The following is a 17718-nucleotide window of genomic DNA, read 5'->3' on the forward strand; positions in this document are numbered from 1 at the left end:
TTATGGAAACAATTTGAAATAATCGGGAGGGGTAAAAGGGGAGAAAAGCCCCGGAAAGGCCCCAGAGGGCCTCCCGGAGAGTTCAAAGGTTACTTTGCAGTAACATCTTTGAAGCTGATAGTCGCTTTTTGTAATGTTGAGAAGAGCTTCTTCGTATGGAAGGCTGCATCCGTGTCGGTGAGTCTGCTGATCAGACCGTTGACAAACGCCGGAGCCGTCGTATCGTCTTTGATGTAGATACCGCCCTCGTCGCTTCCGTTGACCTTGTTGATGGAGAAGTTGGAGATCTTCGCCATTGTCATCGGAGTGTCACCGCCGGAAGAGATTTCGAAACCTGCATGGGCAATCTCTTTCTGCTGGACAAAGATGTTCGTTGCATGACCGCTGTAACCATAGTCAAGGTCGAAGCTGTCATCCTGGCAGTTGATCATCGCCAGGTTGCTGACGTCTACCGTACCGCCCCAGATCTCGATACAGTCGTCAGAGGAGTTGATAACCGTAACATCGTCGATCAGTGTGCCTGCACCGACACCTGCCAGTGAAAGACCGTTGATCTCGAGGTCAGTTGCAACCGTGTAACCGGAGTTCATGATGTAAACGTTGCGCAGAATACCGCTGTTGTCGTTCGCATCACCTGCACCCATCGTCGCGTTACCGAATGCGAAATCCGGATCCGTCTCGTCAACCTCGTAGAACGGGCTGGCGTGGTTCGTCGGCGCTTTACCCAGGAGTGTCAGACCGCCCCACTGGCCAACGTCTGCCGCTGCCGGGTTCATCAGTGCCATCTTGGAAGTAAAGATGATCGGCGCATCTTTCGTACCGTCGGCAATGATCTTGGATCCCTGTGTAACAACGATGTAGTTCGCACCGGCGTCACCGAAGACAACCGTACCCGGCTCAACTGTCAGCGTCGCACCGTTTTTGACTTTGACCAGGCCCTGAACGTCCCATTGCTTGTCCGCAGTCAGCGTCGTGTCAACCGTGATGTCGCCTGTCAGAACGCTGATGTTCGCTGCATCGTATGCCGGAGCCGGTACCGCTGTATATGTCGCATCGTTCGCTTCGTAACGTACCTGCACGTCCGCCGCACCCGCACCGTCATAGAGCGTTTCCGCACGGACGGTGACATCATTGAAGGCGATAACCGCTTTCTGCGTTGCAGAGAAGAGTTTCTTCGTATGGAACGCCGCGTCTGTTGCACCCATCGTGCTGATCAGGCCGTTAACGAATTCCGGAGCCGTCGTATCGTCTTTGATGTAGATACCGCCCTCGTCGCTTCCGTTGACCTTGTTGATGGAGAAGTTGGAGATCTTCGCCATTGTCATCGGAGTGTCACCGCCACTGGAGATCTCGAAACCTGCATGGGCAATCTCTTTCTGCTGGACAAAGATGTTCGTTGCATGACCGCTGTAACCATAGTCAAGGTCGAAGCTGTCATCCTGGCAGTTGATCATCGCCAGGTTGCTGACGTCTACCGTACCGCCCCAGATCTCGATACAGTCGTCAGAGGAGTTGATAACCGTAACATCGTCGATCAGTGTGCCTGCACCGACACCTGCCAGTGAAAGACCGTTGATCTCGAGGTCAGTTGCAACCGTGTAACCGGAGTTCATGATGTAAACGTTGCGCAGAATACCGCTGTTGTCGTTCGCATCACCTGCACCCATCGTCGCGTTACCGAATGCGAAATCCGGATCCGTCTCGTCAACCTCGTAGAACGGGCTGGCGTGGTTCGTCGGCGCTTTACCCAGGAGTGTCAGACCGCCCCACTGGCCAACGTCTGCCGCTGCCGGGTTCATCAGTGCCATCTTGGAAGTAAAGATGATCGGCGCATCTTTCGTACCGTCGGCAATGATCTTGGATCCCTGTGTAACAACGATGTAGTTCGCACCGGCGTCACCGAAGACAACCGTACCCGGCTCAACTGTCAGCGTCGCACCGTTTTTGACTTTGACCAGGCCCTGAACGTCCCATTGCTTGTCCGCAGTCAGCGTCGTGTCAACCGTGATGTCGCCTGTCAGAACGCTGATGTTCGCTGCATCGTATGCCGGAGCCGGTACCGCTGTATATGTCGCATCGTTCGCTTCGTAACGTACCTGTACGTCCGCCGCACCCGCACCGTCATAAAGAAGTGTGCTCGTCGTTGTTGTATTGACATCTGTTGTCGTATTCGTATCCGTGTTGACAGTGGTACCTGTACCACCACCGCCGCCGCCGCAGCCTGAGAAAGTAAGAAGAATGGCTGTCGCAGCGCTCAGCGCGATTGCGGATGTGTTTTGTGAAAGGGCCATAAATGTTCTCCGTAAGTAAAAGATGGCGGAAGTGTAAAATTGTTTTGTTACAACGCCTGCACAGCAAGATCACTGAATGATTACATTATTCTGCAGGCGGAGTATTCTTTATGTAACCGAAACGTAATGTCCTTTTAATAAGGTTCCGTGCTATAAACATTAATTTGCACAAGGTACAAGCTATGAAAGCTACGATTGCCATCGTTGAAGACGATACTGATCTTCTTGAGCTCTTGGAATACAGACTGGGCAAAGAGGGCTTCGACGTTGTCGGTTTCACCAATACGAAAAATGTCAAGCAGGTCCTGACCGAAGAGCCGGTCGACCTGATCATCATGGACCGTAACCTTCCCGATGTCGAGGGAAGCGAATATATCGCGATGCTACGCTACCAGGGCCTCAAAACCCCGGTCATCTTCCTGTCGGCCAAAGACAGCAGTGCCCAGGTGCAGGAGGGGTTCCTGCGCGGCGGTGACGACTACATCACCAAACCGTTCGAAATCGACGAACTGATCCTGCGGATCAAGGCCGTTCTGCGCCGTACGCGCGGTGAAGAGGAGGAGCAGATCGTCACCTACCGCGACATCGAGCTGCACCTGCATTCGCGCGAAGCTTTCATCGCCGGCATGCCCGTCGAACTGACCAAACTGGAATTCAACCTGCTGCGTACCTTTATCGAGAACCGCACCACCGTGCTGCGGCGCGACTACCTGCTCAAAAGTGTCTGGGGCAAAAGCGACAGCTACCAGGGGCGCACGGTCAACGTCGCCATCAACCGCCTCAAAGAGAAGATCGACCCGGACAAGAGCAAAGACTATATCAAAACCGTCCGCGGCATCGGCTACATGATCCGCTAACCGGTGCCCCCGCACCGTAGACTACAGCAATAAAACAATCAGATAAAACGTATAAGAAGAGAAAGAAGGAAGGGGCAGAAGCAGCCCGGCATCAGCCGAATTTACCGCTGATGTACTCCTGGGTGAGTTTTTCCGCCGGGGTGACGAACATTTCGTCGGTCTTGTTCAGCTCGATGAGCTCGCCCAGGTACATGAAGCCCGTATAGTCGCTGACGCGGGCCGCCTGCTGCATGTTGTGCGTGACGATAATGATCGTAACGCGGTCGCGCAGCTCCATGACGAGCTTCTCGATCCCCTGGGTGGAGATGGGGTCGAGTGCCGAGGTCGGTTCGTCGAAGAGCAGGACATCCGGCTCGACGGCGATGGCGCGCGCAATACAGAGGCGCTGCTGCTGTCCGCCCGAGAGGCCGTTCGCATCGTGCTTGAGACGGTCTTTCACCTCGTCCCAGATCGCGGCGTCGCGCAGCGCCTTCTCAACGCGGTCCGCGAGCTCGGTTTTGTTTTTAAGTCCCTGCAGGCGCATGCCGTAGGCGATGTTGTCGAAGATGCTCATCGGGAACGCCGTCGGCTTCTGGAAGATCATCCCGATCTTGATACGCAGGTTGATCAGGTCCTCTTTGCTCTCAACGATGTTGCGCCCTTCGAACATGATCTTGCCGTCATACGTGTTCCCCGGATAGAGGTCGTGCATGCGGTTGAACGAACGCAGCAGGGTCGTTTTCCCGCAGCCCGAAGGCCCGATCAGGGCCGTGACCGCGTTTTTGGCGATCGGCATGGAGATGTTCTTGAGGTTCGGCGACGAAGCACCGGCATAGGTGAAACTGAAATTGTTGACTTCGATCGCCTTTTCGGACGGAATGTCGATTACGGTCGCCATAGGCTATCTCCCTTTTTTCTTGAGTAGAATCAGACGGCCCAGAATGTTGAGGCCAAGAATAAACATCGAGAGGATGAACGCCGCGGCCCATCCCATCTTCTGCCAGTCCTCATAGGGGCTGGTCGCGTAGTTGAACATCGTGACCGTCAGCGACGCCATCGGCTCGCTGAGATCGTAGTTGAGGAAGTTGTCGTTGAACGAGGTGAACAGCAGCGGTGCCGTCTCCCCGCCCACGCGGGCGATCCCCAGCAGAACGCCGGTCAGTACCCCCGCTTTCGCACCGCGGTAGACGACCTGCATGATCACCTTGTACTTCGGTGCGCCCAGGGCAAAAGCCGCCTCGCGCAGGGTCGAGGGGACCAGCTGCAGCATGTCGTCCGTCGTGCGCAGAATGATCGGGATCATGATGATCGCCAGCGCCACGACCCCGGCCCAGCCGCTGAAATGGCCCATCGGCAGGACGATAATGGCGTAGACGAAGGAGCCGATAACGATACTCGGCGCACTCATCATGATGTCGGAGATGTCGCGGATGATCTCAGCAAGCTTCGACTTCTGGCCGTACTCGCTGAGGTAGGTCCCGGCCAGGATACCCAGCGGCACGCCGACGGCGGTCGCCACACCGACCAGGATGAGCTGGCCGATCAGCGCCTGCCGCAGACCGCTCTCCTCGTAGCCCGGAGGCGCCCCTTCGAAGACGAAGATGTTCCAGTTGATGGCATCGATGCCGTTGGCGACGAGGACATAGAGGATCCAGAAGAGAAAGCCGATCCCGATCAGGGCCGAGAGGCTCGAAAGCCCGAGGACGATCTTGTTGACGAGCAGGCGTTTTTCAATCGCGGTCATTTCACTTTCCTTGTACGGCGCAGAAAATAGAACTTCGCCAGCGCGATGATGACGAAGCTCATCACCATCAGGATCAGCGCCAGTTCGAAGAGGCTCGAGAAGTAGAGATCCGTATCGGCCTCCGTGAACTCATTGGCGAGGGTAACGGGAATCGACGTCGCCGGCGCGGTAATGTCCAGCGAGATCTTGTGCACGTTCCCCATGACGAAGGTGACGGCCATCGTCTCGCCGACGGCACGGCCCAGGGCCAGGATCAGCGAACCGATGATCCCCGCCTTGGCGTAGGGGATGACGACGTCCTTGATGACGTCCCACTTCGTCGCCCCCAGCGCGTATGCCGACTCTTTGAGGATGTCCGGCGTCGTGTTCATCGCGTCGCGGGTGACCGCCGCCATGAAAGGCAGGATCATGATCGCGAGGATAATCCCCGCAGTAAGCATCCCGATCCCCAGACCGCCGAAAACGTCACGGATGATGGGCACGAAATAGAAAAGCCCCCACATCCCGTAGATGACCGAGGGGATCGCCGCCAGCAGCTCGATGGAGACCCCGACGGGTGATTTGAGCTTCGCCGGGGCGATCTCGCTCAGAAAGATCGCCACCCCTATCGCGACCGGAACGGCGAAGAGCATCGCCAGGAAGGTCGAGATCACCGAACCGGCAATCGCGGCGAACCCGCCGAATTTTTCCAGGTTCGGCGCCCATTTGTCCTGGAGGATGAAATCAAACCCGAACGCGGCGATCGCCTCCGTGGAGTGCTGGAAAAGCACCGTAAAAATCCAGGCGACGAGCAGCAAAATAGCCACCGCGACAAAGCGGGTCGCGTTCGCAAACAGTTTGTCAATCAGTAGTGTCAAACTTTTCTCTCTTCATCGGGCGTAGATGCCCTTGATATGGTGGGCGCAATGGTAAGCTACAAAGGTTACAGAAACATTACATATAGGTGGTAAAGCCCGCAGGCAAGGGGCTTCAGAGCAGTGGGACGTCGGCTGTCGGCGCGGTATCCGAAGCGGCACCCGGCATGAGGGGGGCGAGGCTGAAACCGAACGAGGAGCCCTCCCCTTCCACGCTGCTGATCTGCAGCTTCGTGTTGTGCAGGGCCAGGATGTAGCTGACGATGGAGAGCCCCAGTCCCATCGAATTGTCCCAGGTGTTCTTGTCGACGCGGTAGAACTTGCTGCTGATACGGTCAAGCTCCTTTGCGGCGATGCCGATCCCCCGGTCATGGACCCAGAGCATCCCGTCCGCTATCTCCAGTGTCACCGCCCCTTCGGAGTATTTCATCGCGTTATCGAGCAGGTTCGTGACGACCAGGTCGATCATCGTGCGGTCCGCTTCGACACTGCTGGGGGGACAGGAGACGTCCAGGGTCCGGTCGGTGTACTTTTTCGTAATGTTGTTTGCACACTCGGTGGCCAGATCGCAGAGATCAAACCGGCTCTTCGCCGGGGCCAGGTCATTGTTCTCGAGCTTGACGGAGAGCGACAGGCGGTCGAGCATCGTCGAGATCTTCTGGGCGTTGGCCGTGATCTTCTGCAAGAAGCGCTGCCGGATCCGGCCGTCGATTTCCGGATCGTCATGGAGCGTCTCCGCGTAGCCGACGATCGAGGCGATCGGGTTCTTGAACTCGTGGCTGATCGCCGAGAGGATATCATTGCGCTGCTTGTTGATGAGGCGCAGCCGCGCCGTGTACTTGCGCTTCTGGCGCTCCCGCTTGGCCAGCTTCTTGACGAGGTTCTTGAGCAGCAGCGAGATCTGCAGGAACTCCGTGAAATAGCGCGGTTTCACGACCGCTTTGTAGTTCTTGTCGCTGATCTCTTCGAGGTAGGCCGAGAGCTGGGCGATGTCGTAGCGGATCTTGCGGCTCATCCGTACCGCGAGGTAGACCACGACGAGCAGCAGCAGGGCCAGGACGCCCGCCAGCCGGTAAAGCAGTTTGTAGAAGTCGTCAAGCACCTTCTGCAGACTGACGGCGATGCGCAGCGTGTAAGAGCGCCCCTGCCAGACGATGCGTTTGGCCACATAGAGAAAATCGATGCCGATCGTATGGGAGAAGCGGACGGCCTGGCCGAACTCCCCTTTGGCGGCGGCCATGACCTCTTCGCGGTTGGCGTGGTTTTCCATCTCTTCGCGGTTGGCATCGCTCTCCGCGGCCACCGTGCCGTCGGCGGCAATGACGGTGATGCGTTTCCCGATCCGCGGCGCCGTATCCGCAATGTAAGCGTCAAGGCTGGGAACGTACTGCAGGGTGGACTCGATCAGCCCGATCTCCTGCTTGAGCCGCACCTCGTAGTCAGTGATGACGGACTCTTTAAGGGTAAAGTAGCCCACGAATGAAGCAATGATCCCCATCAGCGCGAAGATGCCGAGGAACTGGAGGACAAATGAGTGGTGGATCTTCAGCAAAGTGTGTACCCTACTCCGCGTACCGTTTTGATGTACTCTTTGCTCTTGTCCGGGTCGATCTTCTCTTTGAGGCGGTTGATGGCGACGTTGACGGTGCGGTCCTGGTAGACCTCATCGCCTCCCCAGACATGTTCAAGCAGGTAGTCCCGGTCAAGGACGACGTTCTGGTTGGAGATCAGCGTATGCAGCAGGTCGAATTCGAGTTTGGTGAGCGTGATGGGGCTTCCCTCGATGGTCACCTCCCGCGAGGCGAGGTTGAGCAGGATGTCCCGGTAGGCAACGACACCCTCGGAGGGCGTACCCTTGGTCCGGCGGAGCACGGCGTTGATGCGCAGCAGCAGCTCTTTCATATTGAAAGGCTTGGTCATATAGTCGTCCCCGCCGCGCATGAACCCCTCTTCGATATCGCTCTCTTTGTTCTTGGCGCTGAGGTAGATGACCGGGGTCTGGATCCCCTCCTTGCGCAGCAAAGCGACGAATTCGCTCCCCTCCGCACCGGGAAGGTTCCGGTCCATGATCATCAGGTCGACCGACTCCTCCTCGAGCACGCGGCGGACGTTTTTCGTGTTCAGGAATCCGATCGTCTCAAACCCCTCTTTTTCCAGGTTGTACTCGATGAGTTCAAGAAGGTCCTCTTCATCCTCAACAATGACTATCGTCGTTTGCATCGCGTTTCCCACTCCCTTATTTAGTAGCTCTGAAGTTTCCCGCCTTTGTGTTCGAACATCAGCAGGTTGGCAACGTTGACGGCACGGTCGCAGACCCGTTCGAGCTTGCGCAGCGTCCCCAGCATCCGGACATACGATGCGGAGAGCTCATGCTCGGAGATGATCATGGACATGATATCTTTTTCGAGGATCGCGAAGAGGTCGTCGTTTTTGCTCTCTTCAACCATTACTTTCCGGTAGGTCTCCTCAACATCGCAGGAGTCGATCTTTGAAACGCACTCATAGATGCTGGTCAGCGCATTGACGACGCTCTTGTGCAGCTGGACGATGGCATTGTCGAAAGGTTCAAGGTTGCAATCGCTCTGCATCAGTTCACGGATGCGGCGGGCATATTTTTTCGTCCCTTCGGCGATGCGGACCAGTTCGTTGGTCATCTTGAGGTAGGCCACCAGCCCGCGGAGTTCCTGGGCTTCCGGTCCGAACAGCGCAAAGGTCTTCACGATCTCGTTGTCGACGGTGTTGCCGTCGTTTTCGATCATCTTCAAGGTTTCCGTCGCTGCTTCGAAACCGTCCGCATTCTTGGCGCTGTACGCCTCGAGAGCCATACGGTTTGCTGTAACCTCTTTATGAATGATCTCGGCGACCATCCCCTGTATCTCGCGCAACTTTGTTTCGTAGCGTGGAAGCATGCTCATCCTTACTTTATTTCAGATAGTGTAACACAACTCCCATAGGCGGCGGTATACCCGGGCCGCGGCAGCCGTGTTTTAGTTGATAATTGATGGCCGGGATTATACGGGGGCTTGGTAACATAAAGGTTACAATCACACCCGCCCGAAAAATGAAGTGTAATCATTTTGTAACCGTGCGATCCTACAATTCGGCCATCACAACACGAAGGATCGTTTATGTTCAAACGCATCGCAACTGCCCTTACGCTTGCATCACTTGCACTGGCCTCTGCATCTGCAGCCGACAAGATCAGCGGCGCGGGCGCTTCATTCCCCGCCCCGCTCTATTATGACTGGGCTTTCAACTACGGCAAAGAGACCCGTAGCCGTGTCAACTACCAGTCCATCGGTTCCGGCGGCGGGATCAAGCAGATCACGAACCGTATCGTCGACTTCGGTGCCTCCGACAAGCCGCTCACGACCAAGGAGCTGACCAAGGCGAAACTGCTCCAGTTCCCGGCTGTCATCGGTGCAATCGTCGTCGCGTATAACCTCCCGGGCATCGCCGACGAGCAGCTCAAACTCTCTAACACTCTCGTCGCCGACATCTTCGCCGGCAAAATCACGATGTGGAACGACCCGGCGATCGCCGCGGAGAACAAAGGGCTGGCGCTCCCGAACGAAAAGATCATCGTCGTACACCGTTCCGACGGGTCAGGCACGACATACAACTTTACCTATTACCTGACAAAGAGCTCCGAGAACTGGGCCAACACGTACGGTGCCGGCAAGGCGATCGACTGGGCCGTCGGTATGGGCGGCAAAGGCAACGAAGGGGTTTCCAACCTCCTCAAACAGACGCCTTTCACCATCGGTTACATCGAAAGCGCCTACAAAGAGAAGAACCACCTCGCCGCCGCGACGCTGCAGACGGCGAACGGCAAGTGGGTCACGGCCCGCGAGGAGAACTTCAAGGCGGCGGCACAGTACGCCAGCTGGACGAAAGAGGACAACTTCTACGCACTGCTGGCACTCCAGCCGGGCGACACCTCCTACCCGATCGTCGCGGCCACTTTCATCCTCCTGCCCAAAGAGAAAGCGGGCATGAACAAGAAGGTAACCGCCTTCTATGACTACGCCTTCAAGCAGGGCGACGAGAGTGCCAAGAAGCTCGGTTACATCCCGCTGCCCGAAAGCACGAAACAGATGATCCGCGAATACTGGACAACGAACATCAAATAATCCGGGCGGTCACACCCACCCTTTTCCGGCGGCCCCTCGCCGCCGTTTCCCCTTTCATCCACTCCTAATTACCCTTTTTCTCATTCTCATTCAACAACCGTCCCCTGTCGTATCCGGTATTCTCCGTGTGCTATACTGGACCCGATACGGTTCATCCCATCAGACGCCGCATCATGGTTACGCTACAGTTGCTCTTTGGTTACAGTGGGATACATCTTTGTAATCTTTATGTAACCAAGCTGCTTTACAATTCACACAACTTAATGAATGAGGAAGCACAACAATGAAACAGATCGTTCTCTCAACGATTGCCGCACTGACACTGAGTACGGTCGCATCTGCCGACGCCACCACGCTTTACAGTGATCCGACAACGGGACAGGTCTTTACTCAGCCGGGCGAGAACCGTGTCAAGATGGGTGAGTTCGTCGATGCGAACACCCTTGAAACGTCCGGAGAGAAGACGACGGTTATTGCAAAGGATTCCCCGGAATTCCTGCTGGGCCAGGAGACCGCGCCGAACATGAAGTTCACGGCATCGGACAACCCGGACATGTGGCTCAAACTCGGAGTCCGCATCCAGGGAACGTTCGAGAACTACCAGCGTGATTATGAAGACGCGGCAAAGAGCGACACCAACAACTGGGACGCCTACCTCCGCCGGACGCGTTTCGAAGCCGCTGCCGGTTTCAGCAAAAACGTCTCATTCACAATGGATATCCGCAACGACAAGGCCAACTACCAGGACGACGGCGAGCAGAAGTTCAATGTCGGCGATGCCTACCTCAAGATCAGCAAACCCTTCGGGACATCCCTTGTGAACTTCCGCCTCTACCGCGGCAAGATTGACGTGTCCCGTACCGAGACCGTCAAATCCGCCTATGTCCTGCACTATGACCGCCCGCACGTCGCGGATGAAGCGGCGCAGTACATCACCCACAACCGCCGCGGGACCAATGCGAAAATGTACGGGGACTGGAAGAAGAAAATCTATTACGAGGTCGCGTTCGGGGACGGTGTCTACTCCGGCAAGTTCAAAGACGCGGGCGGCAGCAGCTTCGACGGGGACGATTTCAACCAGAAAAGCTTCTTCTACGGCGGGAAGGTCGTCCTCTCTCCGTTTGACGGCTGGGAAGAGACGAAGCGGACCGAAACCTACTTCGGCAAAGGCAAGCACTTTGAAATCGGCGCCTCCTACTGGAACAGCCCCGGGATCGAGTATGCCGACAGCAATGTCTCACAGACCATCGACCACGAGCTGATCAACCTCGAGATGTCGGCACACTACAAAGGCGCCTTTGTGCAGGCGGAGTGGTTTCAGTTCGACGGCGTCGTCAAGAACTGGGGCGAGGCCGAAACCGGCAAATCCACCGGCTGGTACGTCACCGGGGAGTACGTCATCGAGGCACTGGAATACCTCGCACCGTTCGTGCGCTACGAAAACTGGGATAAATACGACGGGAAAGGGGACTGGGGACTCGAGTCGAAAATGGCAGGGGTGAACTGGTACCTCAGAGGCAACTCGACCAAAGTCGGTCTCGTCTTCCAGGAAGACACCTACGGGAAAGATCTCGGCGACTACACCGATACTCGCTTCAAAGTCACGACACAGTGGTTCTTCTAAAGAACCGCTGCCCCGCTTCTAGACCTCAATCCTCGATATAGTAACCGATCCCCGAAGCGTTCTGGATGATGTCTGTGGGCAGTTTGTTGCGCAGGCGCCACACAAGGGTGCGCACGCTGTTCTCCGTCGCCCCCTTCTCCTCCCAGACGTAGTTGATCGCCTGGTCGAAACTGACCACGAGGCCCAGCTGGGCGACCAGCAGGCGCATGAAAGCGTTCTCTTTCTTCGTCAGCTTGATCTTCTTGCCCTGGTAGAACGTTTCGCAGACGCTGATGTCGAGATAGTAGTCGTCACCGAACGGGACGATCGGCTTGTCGGAGAGCTTCTTGTTATAGAGCAGCTTTTCGAGGTTGAGCTTATCGTTTTTAAGCCCCTCCATATTCTCTTCACGCTCTTTTTCGACATGGTATTTGTACATCGCCATCTGGATCGTCGCATGCAGCGACTCCGGGTCGAAAGGTTTGACGATGTAGCCGTAGGGTTCGGTCTGTTTCGCTTCGTCAATGATGTTCGCATCGGAGTGAGCCGTGAGATAGATGAACGGAAGGGCGTGCTTCTCACGGATATACTTCGCCAGTTCGATCCCGTCCGCATCTTCCTGCAGACTGATATCAACCAGGACGATATCGGGTTCATACACCTTGATCTTGTTGGGTGCCTGGATCGATGAATCGACCGTCGCGGCAACCTCATACCCCTGGTTTTCCAAAGCGATCTGAAGGTTCATCGCTGTAACGGGATCGTCCTCGACGATCATGACTTTGTAACTTTCCATCCCCACCCTTATACAAGCTCGATCAGTGCATCAAAAGTGCATTAAAAATAATTATAGTGAAAAAGGACTTTATTACAAAGTTATCATAGAGATGTCACATAAAACAAAATTCACCAAATAATGAAATGTTTCAAAACGAATCAGCTTTTTCCCGCAACGAAGGTATTGAAACAGTTCCGCATCTCCGAAAGCACGCCGGCGTAATCCAGCGCGCTGTTGCCCCCGCGGGCTTCCAACTCCATCGATTCGGCCAGCCGGGTCATCGCCTCGAAGCGGAAATTGCTGCTGGAACCCTTAATAGAGTGTGCCAGCAGGGCGACCTGCTTGAGGTCCCCCGCGGCGATCGCCTCTTCCAGCGCACCGAAACTCTGCATCATCTTCTCCCGGTAGACGCCCAGCAGCATCTGAAGCTGCGCCTCGGTGACCTGCAGAATCTCGCACAGCTCTTTGTGTTCCGGAACCGTCACTTCGGGCGTCACCTCCGCTTCGTCTACCCTTTCGGCGCGGGGAAGATAGCGTTCGAGCGAAGCAACCAGGGTCTCCATACGGATCGGCTTTCCGAGGAAGTCGTCATAGATGCGCCGCTGTTCGATCCCGCCCAGTACGTTGGCCGTCAGGGCGATCACCGGCAGGTGCGGCCGCCGCTCCCGGCTCTCGATATGCCGGATCGCCTGCAGGGCGTCACGCCCGTTCATGACCGGCATCTGCTCGTCCATCAACACGAGGTCAAACGCCTCAGAGCGGAACCGTTTGAGCGCCTCGGCCCCGTTGCCGACGATCGTATAGGTCACCCCGAGGTTCCCCAGCAGCGTGCCGATCAGCTCCTGGTTCGCTTCGTTATCCTCGGCGACCAGGACGTGGCCGTCAAAACGCACCCCTGCCGTATCCCTTTTGGGCTCCGGTTCGACGTCACCTGTCAGGGCCGTTTCGATCACCTCCTGCAGTTTGGCGCAGTACAGCGGCATCACGAGCGGGGTCACCCCGCTGACACTCTCATAGGTGTCATAGGGGGCATCCATCAGCACGACTTTTGGGCGCTCGGCTGCCAGAAGCGCATCCCGTTCCGGCGCTCCGATGCAGTGTTCGGAGAAAAAGAGGAGGTCGTAATCGCCGTCAAGCTGCTCCACCGCCGTGATCTCCACGCCGAAGCTCTGGAGATAGCGAACGAGCGACGCCGCCATCGGGTCGAATTTCTGCTCGGGGCAGTAGAGTGCGAGCCGCTTGGTGCGGATGCACTCCAGGTCCGTCAGCAGCGGGCGCGTTTCATCCCCAACGCGGACGGGAAGCGTGATGGTGAAGGTACTCCCGATCCCGGGGTGCGAGTGCACCGTGATCTCCCCCTCCATGTGCCGCACCAGCTGGGCACTGATGGAGAGTCCCAGCCCCGTACCGCCTGCGGCCGGATGGTCCGCGTTCCTCGCCTGGGAAAAGGGGTCGAAGATGTGACGCTGGTCTTTGGCCGCGATCCCGATCCCGGTGTCGATGACGCTGATGCTGATCCGCCCGTCGGTGTAGTATGCCTCGACCGTGATCTCCCCGCCCGGCGGGGTGAACTTGATCGCGTTTCCGAGCAGGTTGGAAATGACCTGCTGAATGCGCAGCGGATCGGCGATCAGCTCGTAGGGGATGCGCGGATCGATGAAGCTTGTCAGGGTGAGATGCTGCTGGTTGACGCTGGGGACGAAGAGTTCCAGGGTATGGGTGATGGTACGGTGCAGGTTGAAGGCTACGGGGTCGACGGTGAACTCGCCGCTGCGCAGTTTGGAGAAGTCGAGGATATCGTTGATGATGCTCAGCAGGTTCTCGCCGCTGCTGTAGATGATATCGAGGTAACGGCGGTCTTTGGCCGTCTGCGCTTCATCCTTGAGCAGGGCCACAAACCCCAGGATGGCATTGAGCGGCGTACGGATCTCGTGCGACATGTTGGAGAGGAAGTACTCCTTCGCCTCCCCCGCCGCGATCGCCTCCTCTTTGGCCACGACAAGGTCGGTGACCTCGTAACTGATCGCCATGTACTCCGTCACCCCGCTTTGCGTATCGGTGATCGGGACGACCGTCGTGTCGATGTAGAAGGTCCGTCCCTCTTTCGCCCTCCCCTTGATGGTCCCTTTGAAGACCCCCTCTTCGCTGATGGCCGCCGCCAGGTGATTGAAAAAGCTCCCCGGCATTTCAGGGTCGTAAAGCATGGTATGGGAGCTGCCGACAAGCTCTTCCTGGCTGTAGCCGCAGACGCGTGTCAGTTTCTCATTGGCATAGGTAATGATGCCCTGCGCATCCGTTTTGGCGACGATGGCGCTTTCGTCGATGGCCCGGCGATACTCTTCAAGCAGTTTGACGTTGCGCTCGATCTCCCGCTCTTTCTGGTAGATCGTCTCGGTATAGCGTTTGAGCACCCCGGAGAAGTTGAGGTCGAAGACGTAGCTGATCTCGTCGTAGACCTCCTGCGAATTGACGCCGATCTCGTAGGAGACATCCACCATTGCACGGCGGAAGTGGCTGCAGAGCATAAAAAGTTCGTCGGAGGTGACTTCGTGGTCTTTGAGGTATTCGAGCAGTTCCGCCATGACCGGGCAGTCGCCGATCTGCATCTCACCGCGGATGACCATCTCGAAATAGTCGTAGACCCCCGAGGCGTACTGGCGGATAAAAAAGTCGGTTTCGATCCCGTGGCGCCGCAGCACCGACCCGGCCGCCTCGTAGGAGACCCAGCGCTGCAGAATGGTCGCCTTGGCCTCCTTGAAACGGTCAATAACCCGTTGAAGCTGCGGAACGGACGGCATGCGCTTCTCCTGCGATATTCAAATTAAAAAAATTGATTTTAGCACATCGTGGGAAACGGTTGGATCAGGGGGCCACCCAGGCAACGACGCCGAGGCCGAGCAGCGCCAGCTGCCCCAGGGCGATCGCGGAGGTCCCGATGATGTTGCCCGTCTGGCAGCTGGTACACTGCTTGTACTTTTTCGCCTCGTACTCGGCATAGAAAAAGTAGGCGATGATCAGCACGAAAATGAGGGCCAGAGCCCCAAGGTCCGCGAGGGCAACGCTCCGCACTGTCGTTTCTTCGAGCATGAAAGGTGCAAGGAAACTGAGCAGGACGCCCAGCATCACCAGACGGTAGGCCTTCTTGATATAGTCGCGTACGAAGACCGTCGGACAGCTGCCGCTCTTTTCGCCGGGCATCCGGCTCTCTTTGACGAGGCCGTGTTCGAGGTAGGCGTCGATCTGCGCCTTGACCGCGCGCGGGACCCGGTCGACGAAAGTACTGCCGAAAGCGTAGTCGAGCTGGTGCTGGAAGGTGCGCGCCAGCGCCCCCTCCACGTCGCGCGAATGCATCTGCCCCGTTTCATCTTCGTAGATGACCGTCAGGGAGGTGTAGCGCTCCACTTCCGCCGTAAAGTCGTAATAGGTCGAACGTTCCACCGCAGCCGCCCTGCCCTGCTCTTTGAGGAAGCGGGCGTTGATGTAGGGGGTGTATTTCCCCTCCTCTTTAAGGACGATGACGTTGTACTGGATGCCGATCTGGATCGCAGAGAGCGCGTCGAGGCCGTTGGCCTCCATCGTGTCGGTCATATCTGCGATAATGTCTTTGAGGGTCTCATTGAAAAAACGGACATTACCGGAAATAAGACGTATGCGCGGGTCGGGGTATTTAAGCAGTGGCTGGATCATTGATGGATTCTTTAAAGGAGGTCAATTCGTAACGGCCCGGAGGCCGTGAAGGTTATCCGTGGCTTTTACGGACGACGATGATCATCTTGATGTTGATGATCACAAAACGGATGAACTGCCAGATTTTACACGTACGCATCATCCGGGCAAAACGGCCCGGGATCATCGAGGTGTTAAACTTGTCATTCAGTGCGAAATTCACTTCTTCTTGTCTCATATTTATCTCCTCCTTTCTTATTCCGGAATCAGCGTCCAGCCCGGCTTGAGCTTCGCTTTGTAGATAAAGAGGTAGTGCAGGATGTGCTTGATCCAGTGTCCTGCCAGACCGATCTCACCGAAGGTGTAGTCCGTATCGCGGCCCGTACCCGGGTATTTGTCGAAGTCCGGAACAACCGGGTAAACCGTCATCGCGGCCGCCTGACCGTCGAGCCAGCCTTTACCGGCGGAGGCGACACAGGCCGCACCCATCTCTGCCATGGAAGCTTCATGCAGGTGTGCATTCTCGCCGTTCTTGATCAGGTCAACAACAGAGTGCGCAACAGCCTTGCCCATGATACCTGAAGGCATACCTGTCCGCGGCGGTGTCGGGTTGATCACCGTGCCGTTGGGCGATTTCATCGGTTTGGAGATGATATGCGGCGGTGCGAACGCGATACCTGCGGCGAACATGTTCTTGTACGTCGGGTTCTGGTAGGTACGCGGCCAGTCGCTCGCTTTCCACTCTTCGTACGGCTTCGGCGTGTAATCCGCGTCGACTTTCATAAAGCCGTTCGGTGCGAAGACCGTATCGGTGATCTCTTCGCCCGCTTTGTTGTAGGCTTTGAGACCGACACCTGCAAACGGCGGGATCAGCATCGCGAAGTCGAAATTCTCTTCGCCGGTGGAACCGTCAAGCAGTTCGTAACCGACTTTGCCTTTTTCAACGTTGTTGACGTGTGCACCGATCACGTAATCGACGCCGCGCTCGGCAAAGAGGGACTCGGTAAAGATACGGGAGCTGACGACGTAGCCGCCGACTTTCATATGCAGACCGCCCATACCGAAGTCACCCAGGAAGGATTCGTTGGAGATCCACTTGATCTCGACATTGTCGCGGATGCCCGCTTTGCGCGCTTCGTGTTCGATGTTGAAGATGTACTCGAACGCCGCACCCTGGCAGGTACACATACCGTGGCCGGTCCCGACGAGGATCTTCTGCTTTTCACCCGCTTTCGCTTTTTCGAAGACCTTGTTCAGCTCTTCGCTCGCATGGACGGCGTGGTCGGCGGTACAGACGGAAACGGTATGCGTACCGATCTCGCTGCCTTCGCCAAGCCCCGGAGTCGCACCGAAGTTCAGTTTCGGACCCGTGGCGTTGATCAGATAGTCAAAAGTGACATCTTCATTCTCACCGGCTTTGTCCTGCGCCGTGTATTCGATCGTCACGAACGGCTTGTCGGAATTCGCATCCCCCTCCGGATTGATCGAAACCGCTTTCGCCTGTTTATAGGTAATACCCGCTTTCGCGTAAACCGGTGCCAGATCGAAAGTGACATCTTCTTTTGTCATTTCGCCGACGCCGACCCAGATGTTCGACGGAATCCAGTTCCACTTTGAATTCGGTGTCACTACGACGACTTCATGCTCTTTACCCAGCCACTTTGCGGCGAATGTTGCCGCCGTATGACCGGCAACACCGCCGCCGAGTACGACTAATCTTGCCATGCTTACTCCTTCTCTTATCATCGCATAAACTCACGAAGATTTTAGTGCAAAAAAATACATTCATAACAATTCTACGACCCTGGAGTCA

The 17718-nt window shown here is 56.5% G+C and carries 15 protein-coding genes; 3 read left to right on the forward strand and 12 right to left on the reverse strand.

Annotated elements, in window-relative coordinates:
* Positions 1 to 89: 89 nt before the first annotated feature.
* Complete coding sequence (locus WCX18_RS09820; RefSeq protein ID WP_345987410.1) at positions 90 to 2291, reverse strand: hypothetical protein; 2202 nt, start codon at positions 2289 to 2291, stop codon at positions 90 to 92.
* 182 nt (positions 2292 to 2473) lie between these two features.
* Here WCX18_RS09820 and WCX18_RS09825 point away from each other — a divergent pair, with 182 nt between their 5' ends.
* On the forward strand, positions 2474 to 3148 hold the full coding sequence (locus tag WCX18_RS09825; protein WP_345987411.1) for a response regulator transcription factor: 675 nt from the start codon (positions 2474 to 2476) through the stop codon (positions 3146 to 3148).
* A gap of 91 nt (positions 3149 to 3239) precedes the next feature.
* Here WCX18_RS09825 and pstB read toward each other — a convergent pair whose 3' ends face one another.
* The 6 genes from pstB to WCX18_RS09855 all read right to left on the reverse strand — a co-directional run bounded on the left by pstB (position 3240) and on the right by WCX18_RS09855 (position 8640).
* Positions 3240 to 4025, reverse strand: coding sequence for a phosphate ABC transporter ATP-binding protein PstB (gene pstB / locus WCX18_RS09830; RefSeq protein WP_345987412.1), 786 nt, complete (start codon positions 4023 to 4025; stop codon positions 3240 to 3242).
* 3 nt (positions 4026 to 4028) lie between these two features.
* Positions 4029 to 4871 carry a phosphate ABC transporter permease PstA gene (gene pstA / locus WCX18_RS09835; protein WP_345987413.1) on the reverse strand — a complete coding sequence of 281 codons (843 nt, stop codon included), beginning with the start codon at positions 4869 to 4871 and terminating at the stop codon, positions 4029 to 4031.
* Positions 4868 to 5728: a phosphate ABC transporter permease subunit PstC gene (pstC, locus tag WCX18_RS09840; protein ID WP_345987414.1), complete on the reverse strand. Its 861-nt coding sequence runs from the start codon at positions 5726 to 5728 to the stop codon at positions 4868 to 4870. Before pstC ends, pstA begins: the two co-directional genes overlap by 4 nt.
* Before the next feature lie 112 nt (positions 5729 to 5840).
* The gene (locus WCX18_RS09845) at positions 5841 to 7277 is read right to left on the reverse strand and encodes an ATP-binding protein (protein ID WP_345987415.1); all 1437 of its coding nucleotides are present in this window, start codon (positions 7275 to 7277) and stop codon (positions 5841 to 5843) included.
* The gene (locus WCX18_RS09850) at positions 7271 to 7945 is read right to left on the reverse strand and encodes a response regulator transcription factor (protein WP_345987416.1); all 675 of its coding nucleotides are present in this window, start codon (positions 7943 to 7945) and stop codon (positions 7271 to 7273) included. The genes WCX18_RS09845 and WCX18_RS09850 overlap by 7 nt, the downstream gene beginning before the upstream one ends.
* Positions 7946 to 7965: 20 nt before the next feature.
* The gene (locus tag WCX18_RS09855; protein WP_345987417.1) at positions 7966 to 8640 is read right to left on the reverse strand and encodes a PhoU domain-containing protein; all 675 of its coding nucleotides are present in this window, start codon (positions 8638 to 8640) and stop codon (positions 7966 to 7968) included.
* Between the two features lie 213 nt (positions 8641 to 8853).
* On the opposite strand from WCX18_RS09855, the gene pstS reads away from it, so the two are divergent.
* Positions 8854 to 9858, forward strand: a complete 1005-nt coding sequence (pstS, locus tag WCX18_RS09860) for a phosphate ABC transporter substrate-binding protein PstS (RefSeq protein WP_345987418.1) — start codon at positions 8854 to 8856, stop codon at positions 9856 to 9858.
* A 283-nt stretch (positions 9859 to 10141) separates the two neighbouring features.
* Complete coding sequence (locus WCX18_RS09865; RefSeq protein ID WP_345987419.1) at positions 10142 to 11482, forward strand: hypothetical protein; 1341 nt, start codon at positions 10142 to 10144, stop codon at positions 11480 to 11482.
* Between the two features lie 25 nt (positions 11483 to 11507).
* Here the strand turns inward: WCX18_RS09865 and WCX18_RS09870 are convergent, their stop codons facing one another.
* The 5 genes from WCX18_RS09870 to WCX18_RS09890 form a co-directional block, all read right to left on the reverse strand.
* Positions 11508 to 12257, reverse strand: coding sequence for a response regulator (locus WCX18_RS09870; RefSeq protein ID WP_345987420.1), 750 nt, complete (start codon positions 12255 to 12257; stop codon positions 11508 to 11510).
* Between the two features lie 140 nt (positions 12258 to 12397).
* Positions 12398 to 15037 carry an ATP-binding protein gene (locus WCX18_RS09875; RefSeq protein ID WP_345987421.1) on the reverse strand — a complete coding sequence of 880 codons (2640 nt, stop codon included), beginning with the start codon at positions 15035 to 15037 and terminating at the stop codon, positions 12398 to 12400.
* A 64-nt stretch (positions 15038 to 15101) separates the two neighbouring features.
* A complete protein-coding gene (locus tag WCX18_RS09880) occupies positions 15102 to 15926 on the reverse strand; it encodes a peptide deformylase (RefSeq protein WP_345987422.1) in 825 nt (274 codons plus the stop codon).
* Between the two features lie 52 nt (positions 15927 to 15978).
* The gene (locus tag WCX18_RS09885; RefSeq protein ID WP_231018948.1) at positions 15979 to 16143 is read right to left on the reverse strand and encodes a hypothetical protein; all 165 of its coding nucleotides are present in this window, start codon (positions 16141 to 16143) and stop codon (positions 15979 to 15981) included.
* A 17-nt stretch (positions 16144 to 16160) separates the two neighbouring features.
* Complete coding sequence (locus WCX18_RS09890) at positions 16161 to 17630, reverse strand: FAD-dependent oxidoreductase (RefSeq protein ID WP_345987423.1); 1470 nt, start codon at positions 17628 to 17630, stop codon at positions 16161 to 16163.
* Positions 17631 to 17718: the final 88 nt, after the last annotated feature.

Source organism: Sulfurimonas sp. HSL1-2, from assembly GCF_039645565.1.
GTDB classification, from domain to species: domain Bacteria; phylum Campylobacterota; class Campylobacteria; order Campylobacterales; family Sulfurimonadaceae; genus Thiomicrolovo; species Thiomicrolovo zhangzhouensis.

Bases quoted from the DNA above. Each gene is read 5' to 3' on its own strand.
- WCX18_RS09820 (WP_345987410.1), bottom strand. From the start codon at position 2,291: ATGGCCCTTTCACAAAACACATCCGCAATCGCGCTGAGCGCTGCGACA.
- WCX18_RS09825 (WP_345987411.1), top strand. From the start codon at position 2,474: ATGAAAGCTACGATTGCCATCGTTGAAGACGATACTGATCTTCTTGAG.
- pstB (WP_345987412.1), bottom strand. From the start codon at position 4,025: ATGGCGACCGTAATCGACATTCCGTCCGAAAAGGCGATCGAAGTCAAC.
- pstA (WP_345987413.1), bottom strand. From the start codon at position 4,871: ATGACCGCGATTGAAAAACGCCTGCTCGTCAACAAGATCGTCCTCGGG.
- WCX18_RS09850 (WP_345987416.1), bottom strand. From the start codon at position 7,945: ATGCAAACGACGATAGTCATTGTTGAGGATGAAGAGGACCTTCTTGAA.
- WCX18_RS09855 (WP_345987417.1), bottom strand. From the start codon at position 8,640: ATGAGCATGCTTCCACGCTACGAAACAAAGTTGCGCGAGATACAGGGG.
- pstS (WP_345987418.1), top strand. From the start codon at position 8,854: ATGTTCAAACGCATCGCAACTGCCCTTACGCTTGCATCACTTGCACTG.
- WCX18_RS09865 (WP_345987419.1), top strand. From the start codon at position 10,142: ATGAAACAGATCGTTCTCTCAACGATTGCCGCACTGACACTGAGTACG.
- WCX18_RS09870 (WP_345987420.1), bottom strand. From the start codon at position 12,257: ATGGAAAGTTACAAAGTCATGATCGTCGAGGACGATCCCGTTACAGCG.
- WCX18_RS09875 (WP_345987421.1), bottom strand. From the start codon at position 15,037: ATGCCGTCCGTTCCGCAGCTTCAACGGGTTATTGACCGTTTCAAGGAG.
- WCX18_RS09880 (WP_345987422.1), bottom strand. From the start codon at position 15,926: ATGATCCAGCCACTGCTTAAATACCCCGACCCGCGCATACGTCTTATT.
- WCX18_RS09885 (WP_231018948.1), bottom strand. From the start codon at position 16,143: ATGAGACAAGAAGAAGTGAATTTCGCACTGAATGACAAGTTTAACACC.
- WCX18_RS09890 (WP_345987423.1), bottom strand. From the start codon at position 17,630: ATGGCAAGATTAGTCGTACTCGGCGGCGGTGTTGCCGGTCATACGGCG.